Source organism: Hoylesella oralis ATCC 33269 (assembly GCF_000185145.2).
Taxonomy (GTDB): Bacteria; Bacteroidota; Bacteroidia; order Bacteroidales; family Bacteroidaceae; genus Prevotella; species Prevotella phocaeensis.
The window spans coordinates 1-12,479 of record NZ_GL833119.1; the positions used below are offsets into that span (position 1 = coordinate 1).

A 12,479-nucleotide genomic window follows, 5' to 3' on the forward strand; every position below is an offset into this window, starting at 1 on the left:
CATGATGCCCCGCGACTTGCATGTGTTAAGCCTGTAGCTAGCGTTCATCCTGAGCCAGGATCAAACTCTACATTGTAAAATATTAATTAAGGTATAAATGGATAAACAAAAAAAGGAAAAAGGAACAGCATAAACTGCAAAACCTAAATACCTAAAAGAATATCACCAAATACCTAAAATGTCTGTATTAAAACGCTCATAAGTTAGCTCAAATTGGATCACAAACGATATGCAAATGACAAAATATAACCCGAATCAAGGATATAAATGACAAAGTCGAATGATTTTCCTACCCTATCCATAAAACACATCAAAATAATAAATAAAAAGACATGATAACGGATAGCTTTTTCGTACTACTTCTTCTGTCTCCTATGTAAATTAGTCAAAGAACTCTTTCTAATATGCACAACCCCTAGCAGGGGAAAGCGAACGCAAAAGTAAACAGATTAAACCGAACCGCCAAATAAAACAACAAAAAAGATACAATAAAAAAGATATTTTTAAAGAATATTGATGTAAATCAAAATAAATAAAACTAAATACATTATTATATATAAGCACTATAATTTATATAAGTACTATATTTCGTCAATACAAATGCTTTTTAACCACGGCAGGATTACCGGCTGCCATACAATCATCGGGTATATCGCGCACCACTACGGCACCTGCAGCAATGATACAGCGGGCTCCTATCGTCACTCCCGGGCATACCGTCACCCCTCCACCGATCCATGTATCGTCGCCAATTGTTATGGGTAAGCAAGTTTCCATTGGCTTTCGTCGCTCTTGAAAGTCCATCGGATGCTGCGCAGTGAAGAACCTACAGTCGGGACCTACCTTTACAAAGTTACCGAAAGATACCTTTCCGCCATCGAGAACGGTGCAATTATAATTCAAAAACACATGCTCCCCCATCGTTATTCCCGTGCCATGATCGCAATGGAAAGGCGGATTAACGCTCGAAGAAGTCGGTATACCCGGGATAAGCGCCTCGACTACAGCCCGATAATCGGGCGAATGGAGCGTCATAGTCTGTAACCTACAGCACAATTCATTAGCACGCTTCACACTTGCAAGTACTTCCTCATCGGCAAAGCAATACAGTTCTCCCGAGATCATTTTTTCGTATTCCGTCTTCATTCGCAGTAGCTTTTGATGACAAAATTACGAAATTTTTCGTACATTTGCCCTATCGAACAGCCGAAGATACAAGAAAAGACAACAGCACATGGCGTAAGAAGAACAGCTTACCAATAGCATTTCCGGCGCTACAGTTAAGGTCTATCGCTGATAGATAGACTCTCTATCGCAGATACACCATACGCCTATCGCCAATAAGAGCCCGAAGAAAATGAAACAGATACTACTTCTACTCCTCGTATTGCTCCGCAGTATGCCGGCCGAAGCGCAAACCTACGGCTACAACACGGGCTTCACACTCTCGCCGCATGCCTTTTGCGACACCATTCCCATCGAGATTATCGACGATCGGATATATCTCAATGCCACGATAAACGGCCGTCTGCAACGCTTATGTATAGACACCGGCAGCAGTCAGGGCACGGTTTATGAGGGAGAAAGCACCCGCTCGTATCGCGAATTGGGCAACATCGTGTCGCTCGATGCCAACGAACGTGCCGACACCGTGCGGGTGGTATCGCTGCCGCCCGTTACGTTCGGGCACATCACTCTTACCGATTATGTGGCCTCGGTGATGCCCCGACCGGCAATGAAAACCAAATGTGATGCCGTTATCGGTTTCGATCTCATCAACAAAGGCGTGTGCATGAAGCTCGATCTTCGCCGTAGAATGATGATACTCAGCACGGATAAGGATGCTTTCCGCGGCGAACAGGGCTATGAATTGAAGTATCGACTGAAGTGGTTCGTACCGTATGTTTACGTCAGTCCTTTCATGCGTCATACCGACGAGGTACTTTTCGACCTCGGATACAGGCAACTTTACACCATGAACAAGCAGAACTTCGACAAACATGTCTACAAAAGCAAGCAGGTAAACGCACAGGTCGAGGGCTTCGCCTACGGCAATCTCTCCATCGGGAGCTATGGTCCGGAGCACGAAGACGAGGTGGCTTTCCTCAATCTCGACCGTTTGAAATGGGGCAATTTCGCCTTTACAGACGTGAAAGCCATTACCACTCAAGGCGCTTCACGTATCGGAGCGCAGATATTGAAGTACGGTACGATAACCATCGATCCGTTTCGCAAGCGTATCATCTTCAGTCCCTATAACGGCAACGACACCGTTACGGTGGCCAATAAGCAGGTAAATATCGCCTATGTACCGCAGGACGACATGCCCACAGTGGGCCTTGTACGCAAAGAAAGTGCAGAGTATAAGGCCGGCTTACGGCAAGGCGACAGGATTATACGTATAAACAACGAACCCGTAACATCCTTCGAACAATTCGTAGCCTACCCGTTCGTTTCGGGCAGGCACTATAAATTGCACATCATCACCCGCAACGGAATGCAGCGAGAGGTATATATCAGCATCGATTAACAGTCGGTCTGCACGCGTTCATTCCCTCGTCTGCCACCGCTACACCGCCGGTTCGGCCGCTATTTCCCTTAATTTCGTAAGCAGCATATCGCGTTTTTGCCGGTTCGTGCCGTACATAATCATGCGGATAATGCCCTTTTTATCGATCAGAACCGTGGTGGGAAACGATTTTACCTTGAATATCTCGTTCAGCTGCCTGTCGGCTGCAACCTGCTTGAATTTGAACCCTTGGCGCGTTACAATATCCATTATTTCGTCTTTCTTATTATAGGTAACGGCAAGATACCGTGCGTCCGGCACCGCTGCGAGCCACTTGCTGATCTCCGGCATCTCCCGTATACAAGGCCCGCAGCCCGTGTACCAGAAGTTCAGAACCAACGGTTTGCCCGCCGTGTTGCCCTCTGTATAGCTGTTACCTTCTATATCTTTCACTTCGAAACGGGGCACTTTATCGCCCACTTTGGGACACTTGGGATCGATAGGCACCATAGTTCTCACAGGAAATCCCTCTTTCCCGTCTTGCAACATCTTCCGTATGCCGTCGATATTTTGTACTCGTTCGGGCGGTACGGCATACTTCATATCGTCGGAAGTCAACGGTCTGTCGGCATTAATCACGAAGACTGCCAAGCCTTGTTCGCGGTTCGAATAGAGACGCATCGGCAAATATTCCACGCTGAAAGGGGCGAACTCGAAGTAAAAACCGTTCACCAAATAACGGCATTTTACTAAAGAGTCTGCCTTCTGTGCACGCCCTGTCGCCGACAGAACGCACAACAATAATGTAATGATATATATTCTTTTCATATTCAACCGGTAAAATGTGCAAGCAATCGGTGTTTCCCAAACACGTAATTCAAAATACCTATGCACCTTTTTTAAAATACCTACGTAGGCTATTTCTTCAATGCAGCCTTGGCATTGGTTATCATTCGCTGCAATACAGCTGAAGGCTGTGGCTCTTCTTTGGCCTTTTGTAGGAATTTCTCATAACTTGTGTTCTGCCTGTCCGTATCGCCCAACGCCCCGTAAACCTGTCCCAGATTGTAATAAATGGTCATGTTGTCGGGATTATACTTCACGGCTTCTTCCCATTGTTCGGCTGCCGATTTATAATTTCCGCGCTTGGCGTCTGTCTCGCCCAGTGCCCTATGCACGCCGAAAAGCATGCTCTTTTCCTGCGAAAGCATAGAAAGAGTTTCGTTAAGCGCCCCTGCCCCTTCGTCTGTAAAGCCTATTTCGATGCACAAAAGACCGTATCTGTAAAGCACACCCGCATTCTTACGGGCGCTCAGTTCTACCGCCTTCTTGTAATTTTCATAGGCTTCGGCCTGCTTTTTCAATTGCGACAAGCACATCGCAAGCGAATAATAATCCTCGAAAGTGCCGTCTCCGTTCCCGATCAGTTTCGCATATTCCTCTCTTGCACCCTCCCAATTCCGGCACATGAAGTGAGAGTTGGCAAGCTCTCTCTTTACAAACACGTTCGACGAGTCTCTCATATTGTACTGCAAGGTGAGCATTAAAGCCTTCTCAAAAAGCCCTTTAGCGTTGTAAGCCTTGGCCAGTTCCGCCGCTATTTCTCCGTCATAAGGATAACGTTTCACCAATGCAACGCCGCAAACTATTTGCTCTTCGCCCAAAGCAAGGTGCTTATAGCAATAGAACTTCTCGCGAAAAGCCTTGTGCGAGAGCGTATCTTCCGCCATTGCACCCAGCATTTCGAGGCATCGGCGATAGTCTCCGCGCAGGTAATAGCAGTCGGCTATCTTCATCCGCAGACCGTCGGAATCATGCTCCATACGTGCTCTTTCGTAGCAATTCAGTGCTCCGAGCACGTCGAACTGTTCCATACAACTGTCGCCGAGATACTCCATATCGTGATTGTCTGCACCCGCTCGGGCACAGACAACACACATCATCAATAGGAAAACTGCCTTCCTCATGACCTTAATTAAGAGAGATTATTCCTTTTTCAGCGTAATATAGATGGTGTTATTCTTCTTGTTGACGGTCATAGATTCTATGCGATCCGGAGATAGCTCTTTCAACTGTTCCATCGTAACGGGCTTTCCGTCGACGATATATTTCGCTTTATCGAACCCGAGCGCAGCTTCTACCGTCTTTCCATCGGTCGTCTTGCTGTCCGTAACATTACTTCTATCGGTCGTATTCGGCCCTCCGGCCTTCTCTGTTCCGCCCATTTTAAACGTTATCGGCACTACATATTTCACGTTAACAGGCTTTCCGTTCTGCTTACCCGGTGTCCATTTCGGCATACTTTGTACAACCCGTAGCGCTTCGGCATCGAGAGAAGGCGCCACAGATCGACTTATTTCGGCATTAGACACACTGCCATCCTTCCGTACAACGAAACTTACCGCAACTCTTCCTTGCAAATGAGCCTCATAGGCCTCCTTGGGATATTTGGTATTTGTACCGAGATATTGCATCAGAGCACTCATCCCGCCCACGAATTGAGGCATTTCTTCCACGACTTCATATACCTCCGTTTCACCGTTTCGGACTGCCTTCTGTGCATCATCCGCAGGTGCAACGCCGATATCTCTATCATCAACCGCCGACGTATTGCCCTTTGCAACGCGCGGATGCCCCTTCTTCTTTGCTTTCGTCTTCGGCTTACCGATCACGGTCTCCATCTCTTCGAGGCTGTTACTTACACTCCGTGCCACCGTTTCTATATTACTAACCACAAGAAGAGCTGCTGCCAATGGCGCAAAAAGCAAATATTTAGCCCTTCCGATTTCATGTGTACGATGTTTGTTCATCATTTTTATTCGTCTTTTAATGGGTAAAACATTGAAATTATTCGATATTGTAGCTACGTTCTTTTGATAGGTCAGCCCCAACAGATGGTACTGATACGCCTTCCGGTCGTTGCCCCGAGCAATGACGCTGCTATCGGCAAGAAACTCCAGATTTATTCTTATTTCGCGTTTGAGCAGCCATACAAAGGGATTAAACCAGCACACTACGGCGAACAGTTCGGCAAACAGCACGTCTAAAGAGTGCATCTGTCGGACATGGGTGGTCTCATGAACAATGATTTCTTGCCGTTGAGCGGCGCTCTGTGCATCGGGATTGAGGAATATCCAGCCGAAGAACGAGAACGGACTACCCTTTCCATCGATCACATGCACGCGCACTCCGTCTATCGTCTGCACCCTGCAACGGTGCGCCAGCATGCAAATACTCGCGATCTGCCATATAAACCGGCCGGCAAGAAGCATCGTTATCGCGAGATAGATGGCCTGCATAAGCGCCGTCCATGAGAATGCAGGAGCCTCGGCCCGTACCGTTACCGTAGGCAGAACTACTTCGGCATAAGCATAGGCCATACTTACGGCAGATTCGTTCGACCGGATTAGCGCTTCTATATTGAGCAACGGTATGCACAGGGCCACTGCATAGATGCCGATGAGCATGGCCCTGCGCCAGCCGAAAAATGTGTCTTGCCCGAACAGGGTGCGGTAGAAGCCGTACAATATAATCAGGCAGACGTTGATTTTAAGCAGATAAATGGCCATCGTTCGTAATGTTTAGGTGTTCAATTGCGTATTCCTGTTTCTATTTCATCGATAATGTCCTGCAATTCTTCGGGGGATATTTTGTCCTCATGTGCAAAGAACGATACCATATCTTTGAACGAATTACGGAAGTAATTGCGTACAAATCCTGCCATAAAGTGGCGTTTATAATCGGCCTCTTTCACAGCCGGAGCATACACATAGGTATTGCCTTTGCGCTCTTGAAGCACGTATTTCTTGCGCTTCAGGTTGTTCACAACCGAGGCAAGCGTAGTATACGGCGGTTGCGGATGGGGCATCAAAGCGAGTATTTCTTTTATGGTACAGCTGCCAAGTTGCCAGATATACTGCATCGCTTCTTCTTCTTGTATCGTCAATTTCTCCATTGTTCCGTGTTTTAATAGGGCTCCTAAAGCGGTTAAACATTCTGCATAAAAAGAATATATCATATCCTTTCGATTGCAAATCTACGAAAATTTCGTAGGTACGCAATAGCTTTAAGATTAAAAGTTGTTAACAGCGTAAATATTTTTCTATGAATATAAAATCATTACGAAGTTGTCGTAAGTAAGATAAAAAGATAAACTATCAACAAAAAGAGGTAGCAATCCACTCTCAATCTCCCATTTATAAGGGGAGATGACTGCAGGTATAGCACCAACAGAATGCCTGTTTATCGGCGACAGGCAGTACACCTAACGGCGACAAATGCACCGTTTAAGTCCGACAGACAATAGGTGTATCAGTAGCAGGTATTATTTTTCGCTATCGTTTATTGTGCTCTTCTTTTCACTTATCCAATACTTTCTTTCCCCTATCCCCTTGAACTAATATAAGCGCAACGCACAATAAACCTACTCACTTTCACGATAAGCACCATACGGCAGGTTCGTTTGTCGATAATACGCAACTAAATTAGCAGATGTACCTGTTATCAATCCCCGCTCAATCTGCCCTTTCCAAGGGGAGACGCTTTTATTGACAACACATTAAAAAGATATACATTGATGGCTTTCCAAACAATACTCCTCCGCTTGCAAAGAGGAAGGAAGAAGGGAATGAATGCTCCTTACTTCTTCAACAACCCCGACTCGGTATCGCTGTTCTTCATGGTTCGGTTGATTTCTCTGTACTTCCGACCGTGCGAGAAACGCCATGTGAGCGTAAAAGACACCATATTTCCGATGTCTTGTTGATGTATCGAAGTGGTCTTGTTGACATACCTGTTGAGCAATTCCGTACGCATCGTGAGCGGATTGTGCTGCATGCAGTGCTGCCAATGCAGCGACAAATCGACGTTGCCCCATTTATACGTACCCGACACATAGTAGGCCGGGGCCTGATAGCCTTTGTTTTCGCCCTCCAACCAACGCCATCCGTTATCGATACTTGCCGCAAGTACGAACTTTCCGAGATAGGCATTGAGCCGCAAGACAGTACTGAAACCTGTGTAATGGTGCTTGTAATCGTTGCCGTAGTTTAGGCAACGTATCACGCTGGCCGTCCATGCAGCCGTGAAAACCGACGGGATTATCTCGTATTGACCGTAGCTTTGCAAAAGCAACATATTGATGGCACGCTGGTTACTTCGTGCGAACACAAAGCCTGCAGAGGTGCGTTCAATGCTCTGCATGATGCAGTTGTGATTGTTACGATAAAGCATCGTCAGCTCCGAATAGAGGCGTTTGTCTTGATAAGACAGAGTGAATTGGTGCTCTAAACGGCTAGCGGAACGCAGACGGGGATTGCCTGCATTGATGTCCATTGCATTGATTTTCACGGCTACATCGGTCAGATACTGCGGACGGGGTGCATGGGGCGCGATGCTGAAATCGTACTTCGCCGTGAACACATTGAGGAAAGAATAAGACAAGGTGAACTTCGGACGCAGCAAATAATAGATGTATCGGTCGGCTGCCTGACGGTAATAAATGCGACTCAGCCCCATGCCGAGCATGTAATTCAGGCCATACAGCCGGCCTTTAAGCTGGGTGTAGACGTAACAGTCGGCCGACTGTTCGCCCACGTGCTTGCTTATATCGCCCGTATAAGTATTCTCTACGTACTTCTGACGGTACTGCAAGCCGGCCGAGAAGGTAAACGGACGCAACCTGTTTTCATAGATCGCTTCCGACAGAAGCGAATAACTGTTGCCTTTTCCGCCGTATTCGTACACCCTATCTTCCTTATTATAATAGGTATAGGAGGAGCGGATATAAGTGCCCACCGCATTGGCCGTAAGGCTCTGATGGGCTCCCAACGCTACATGCCAATATAGGTCGAGGGCGGGAGACGACGATTCATCGGTACTGTTCAGTTCGGATATCGCCGACACACCGTTAAGCATACTCTGACGCATCTGCCTGTCTTCGGGCGTGCGGTCGGCATCTACCGTCAGTTTAGCCTGCAGCACGTAGCGATTGGAGTCGGCAATACTGTAGGTAAGTTGCAGATTATTGCCAAACGTTTTGTCTGTAGAAGACAGGTCGCGATGCCATCCGGAGTACACGCTCCCGTCTTCTAACAAGTATCGGAAGGTCTCCTCTGACCGACGGCCGGTAAGGTTTCTGTAACCGAAAAAATAGCTTATGCCGAACTGGTGCTTGCCATAATTCAAGTCGGCATACGCCATATTGTTGCCAAGGCGCGCGGTTAAGGCCTGTGTGAGGTCGGCTCCGAGCACATATCCCCGCACTGCACGCGCCGTAACGATATTGATAACGAAGCTCACATTATCGCCGTAACGTACTCCCGGGCTGCGAATGTAATCTACATACTTAACGGCTTTCAGGTCGAGAGCTAACAGCTGTTCGCGCGAGGCAATAACATCATTGATGCGAACCTGTACTTTTCCCAGACTTCCATCTGCCGAAATGGTGTGCAACACCTCATCTACTTTAATGTTGGGCAGTGCCAATTTACCAAGCAGACCGTAGCCCGAAGTAGACTTTTCCTTCTGTATTTGCGAGGGAAATATCTGCTGTCCGTCTACTTTATTAATAACATGTGCGCCATGCACTACCACTTCACCTAAGGTAACAGTGTCGGCCACGGTTGTCGGCTGCTGTCCGTAAAACGGCAATGCCATACCGATGGCGAGAATGAATAAAAGGTTTTTCTTCATCTTTGCATTCGTTTGTTGTTCCGAAAGCAAAGGTATAAGAATGATTATCGGCACAAGAAAATATTGTCTGACAACTGTCTGACATTTATCCGACATGCGTTTATAACACAATAAAAGGCAATGCAGAGCTTCTGCATTGCCTTTATTCGTATAGTATTACTTCAAAACTGCCGCACTGTCACCTAATCATATATGGCCTATTTCGCTATAGTGAGTTCGTAAGCCTTACCGCGTTCCACCGCTATCCGCACGTTGCTGTTATCCTCGATAACGGGTTTAAGGCGACGGATAAGGGTGTATAACGTTTCTGCAGCATCGTCTTTCTTGGGCCAGAGCGCCTTGCAGATGTCCGATTTGGTCAGTCTATGATCGGCAGAATGCATGAACATCCGCATCAATTGTTCCTGCATGGGCGTAAGTTTCAACGGTCTATGGCCGGTACCGTAGAACTGTTGCTCGCCAAGAGCATACGAAAGACTGCCGAAAGAGAGCATGCTTTCGGTGCGACGGCGTATATATCGCATCGACAGGAACAGCCACAAAAAGCCCAAGAACGACAACACAAGCGGCAAACGCTGGTCGGACATGCCGAATACAGTCATAAAAGAGCAGTTCGCATAGCTACGGAAAAGGATCGTACGATCGTTGTTTTTCCATGCCATTTGCTGGCTGCAAAGAACATTCTCCGTACCGGAAACATCGTAAGAGAGTATGGATTTGTCTTTCAACTGGGCAATGGAAAGGTGATTTCTATAGGCTTGAACGGTGTCGGGCGTAATCCATGAGTCGCGTTTCTCGGCCAAAGTCTGCGACAAGGCCTTGTTCATATCGGCAACGATCGATGCCTCTGCGAGCCGATAACTGCCGAAACTCGCCAAAAAAGACGACAATATAATTGCAAAAAACACCAGCACTGAATGGATAGGTTTCATAAGCTAAAGGTATTAAGTCGGCTACAAATATAGCGAATTATCGGCAAATAACCTACATTCAGTGGGCAAAAAACAAGCAAAAAGCACTGCTACGGTTGCGATATACCAAGGAAAAACGTATCTTTGCAGCAGGGTTTAACGCTCAAACACAACGCATATGAACAACGATATCTTTCTAAAAAACATAGCTATACTATCGAAAGTCTCGGAAGAAGAGGAACGTGCAACGCCGGCAAAAGGCATTCCTCTGCCCTCCGTAGAGGCGCTTCGCGACATCGTGGAGTTAGTTAAAGTGATCGTATTCCCCGGGTTTTTCGACCGTAGACAGACCGATAGCAACATCAGATCATACCATATCGGCGTGAATATGGAACGTCTGTTTGCGCTGTTGCAGCAACAAATTTGCCTTGCTCTGCTCTCCGAAGAGGCGGAAAACGGCGGAACAGGCGAGAGAAATGCCAAAGAAATGGCCCTTCGCATCATAGACCGTCTGCCCGAGATCAAGCGTCTACTCTACACAGATGTAGAGGCTATCTTCAACGATGATCCGTCTGTGAGCAACATCAGCGAGGTTATCTTCTGCTATCCGGTGGTGGAAGCGATGCTACACTATCGTGTCGCCCACGAAATACTGTCGATGGACGTGCCCGTGATACCGCGTATAATTACCGAACAGGCACATGCCAAGACCGGTATAGATATCCATCCCGGGGCACAGATAGGCGAGTTTTTCTCGATAGATCACGGTACAGGCGTGGTAATCGGGGAAACTTGCGTGATTGGAAACCACGTTACGTTGTATCAGGGAGTAACTTTAGGGGCGAAAAACTTCAAGTTAGACTCGATAGGTCGCCCGTTGAACGTTCCCAGACATCCGATTATCGAAGACAACGTAACCGTTTATTCCAACTCCACCCTGCTGGGACGCATCACGATAGGCCACGATACCGTTATCGGCGGCAATATCTGGGTTACGAACAGCGTACCCCCACACTCGAAAATACTGCAAAGCAAGGCGCTCGATGTATCGTTTACGGGCGGATTGGGGATATAAATAAGAAGACGAAAAAGTTAAAGCAGTTAAGGAAAACTGTGCCCGTGTCGGCACAAAGGTCAATACACATCAGTTATATATTCAGGGAACTAACGGTTTCGACCGCCTTAACTACTTTAACAAACCTAAATCCTAAAACAAAGCGACAACCGCTTTAATTTCTTTACCCGCTACGTTATTCTTCGGGAGCCTTATCGATCAAGTCCATAAACTGGTCGAGTTTCGGCGTTATGATAATCTGTGTACGGCGGTTACGTTGCCTGCCTACCTCCGTTCCATTGCTTGCTATAGGGTTGTATTCTCCACGACCTCCTGCCGTCAGACGTTTGGGATCTACGCCATAGTGGTTCTGTAGATACTGCACAACACTTGATGCTCGCAGGCATGAAAGGTCCCAATTGTTGCGGATATTCTCGCGACTGATAGGCACGTTATCGGTATTTCCTTCAATCAGAACATCATAGTCTTTGTAATCCATGATAATCTTAGCAATCTTACTAAGCGTGGTTTGCGCACGATCGTTGATCTCATACGAACCGCTCTTGTAAAGCATATTATCGGCCAACGATATATATACTACGCCTTTAAGGACTTGTACGTCAACTTCCTTTAACTCCTCTTTACTCAAGGAGCGGGTTAAATTGTTGGTAAGTACCATGTTTAAGGAGTCTGATTTGCTCTTTACCTCCACTAAATGGCGTATGTATTGGTTAGATTCGTTGATCTGATCGACGAGTTTGTCTATACTAACGTTGTTCTGATTGGCATTCGTCAAGCTTTTATCGAGCGAATTCTGCAACGCGGCATAGTCTCTTTTCTGTTGAGCCAACTGTTCTTCGAGCGACGAAACGCGCGCCTGTGAAGCGGCCAGCTGCTCTTTAGCAGTCTGATAACTATTGGTCAGCTCCCGATTTTCGTTCTGGCAATTCACCAAATCCTTCTTGCTTGCGCAACTTGAAACAAGCAGTACGCCCGAAAGAAGCATCGCTGAAAACACATATTTTCTCATCATATCGTTATAAGTTTTATGGTTACACATTATTGTTGCAAATATACAGATAAGACGGATAATAGGTTAAGATGTTATTTTGAATTAGAATAATTTAACCACACAGGCATGTATTTATCCGGAATTAACATGTACGACAGGCCTATTTTCCATACATTCGCAAAATACCGACCATATTTACCGGCCTACAAAACTACCTTCGGCAGCAGCATACCATATAGTCATCGGCCATAGACAGTATATTTAAGAAACTTAGACAACACATCTAAACAGCTTAGGGGG

10 protein-coding genes are annotated in these 12,479 nt (G+C 46.6%); 2 read left to right on the plus strand and 8 right to left on the minus strand.

The genetic code is table 11. The features are described 5' to 3' along the window. Positions 1-591: 591 nt before the first annotated feature. Entirely contained in the window at positions 592-1,146 is a 555-nt protein-coding gene (locus HMPREF0663_RS02830; RefSeq protein ID WP_004368630.1) for a sugar O-acetyltransferase, read from the minus strand. A gap of 211 nt (positions 1,147-1,357) precedes the next feature. Here HMPREF0663_RS02830 and HMPREF0663_RS02835 point away from each other — a divergent pair, with 211 nt between their 5' ends. Beyond that, positions 1,358-2,530 carry a site-2 protease family protein gene (locus HMPREF0663_RS02835; protein WP_004368631.1) on the plus strand — a complete coding sequence of 391 codons (1,173 nt, stop codon included), beginning with the start codon at positions 1,358-1,360 and terminating at the stop codon, positions 2,528-2,530. A gap of 39 nt (positions 2,531-2,569) precedes the next feature. On the opposite strand, the gene HMPREF0663_RS02840 is transcribed toward HMPREF0663_RS02835, so the two are convergent. The 6 genes from HMPREF0663_RS02840 to HMPREF0663_RS02865 all read right to left on the minus strand — a co-directional run bounded on the left by HMPREF0663_RS02840 (position 2,570) and on the right by HMPREF0663_RS02865 (position 10,134). After that, the gene (locus HMPREF0663_RS02840; RefSeq protein ID WP_004368632.1) at positions 2,570-3,337 is read right to left on the minus strand and encodes a TlpA family protein disulfide reductase; all 768 of its coding nucleotides are present in this window, start codon (positions 3,335-3,337) and stop codon (positions 2,570-2,572) included. 89 nt (positions 3,338-3,426) lie between these two features. Next, the gene (locus HMPREF0663_RS02845; protein WP_004368633.1) at positions 3,427-4,476 is read right to left on the minus strand and encodes a tetratricopeptide repeat protein; all 1,050 of its coding nucleotides are present in this window, start codon (positions 4,474-4,476) and stop codon (positions 3,427-3,429) included. Between the two features lie 18 nt (positions 4,477-4,494). Then, positions 4,495-6,078 carry a M56 family metallopeptidase gene (locus HMPREF0663_RS02850; protein WP_004368634.1) on the minus strand — a complete coding sequence of 528 codons (1,584 nt, stop codon included), beginning with the start codon at positions 6,076-6,078 and terminating at the stop codon, positions 4,495-4,497. Between the two features lie 20 nt (positions 6,079-6,098). Next, the gene (locus tag HMPREF0663_RS02855; RefSeq protein ID WP_016665333.1) at positions 6,099-6,464 is read right to left on the minus strand and encodes a BlaI/MecI/CopY family transcriptional regulator; all 366 of its coding nucleotides are present in this window, start codon (positions 6,462-6,464) and stop codon (positions 6,099-6,101) included. 683 nt (positions 6,465-7,147) lie between these two features. Then, entirely contained in the window at positions 7,148-9,202 is a 2,055-nt protein-coding gene (locus tag HMPREF0663_RS02860) for a TonB-dependent receptor (RefSeq protein ID WP_231375161.1), read from the minus strand. Positions 9,203-9,399: 197 nt separating this feature from the next. Continuing rightward, positions 9,400-10,134, minus strand: coding sequence for a helix-turn-helix domain-containing protein (locus tag HMPREF0663_RS02865; RefSeq protein ID WP_004368638.1), 735 nt, complete (start codon positions 10,132-10,134; stop codon positions 9,400-9,402). A gap of 157 nt (positions 10,135-10,291) precedes the next feature. On the opposite strand from HMPREF0663_RS02865, the gene HMPREF0663_RS02870 reads away from it, so the two are divergent. Beyond that, positions 10,292-11,188: a serine O-acetyltransferase gene (locus HMPREF0663_RS02870; RefSeq protein WP_004368640.1), complete on the plus strand. Its 897-nt coding sequence runs from the start codon at positions 10,292-10,294 to the stop codon at positions 11,186-11,188. A 175-nt stretch (positions 11,189-11,363) separates the two neighbouring features. Here HMPREF0663_RS02870 and HMPREF0663_RS02875 read toward each other — a convergent pair whose 3' ends face one another. Beyond that, the gene (locus HMPREF0663_RS02875) at positions 11,364-12,200 is read right to left on the minus strand and encodes an OmpA family protein (RefSeq protein WP_016665334.1); all 837 of its coding nucleotides are present in this window, start codon (positions 12,198-12,200) and stop codon (positions 11,364-11,366) included. Positions 12,201-12,479: the final 279 nt, after the last annotated feature.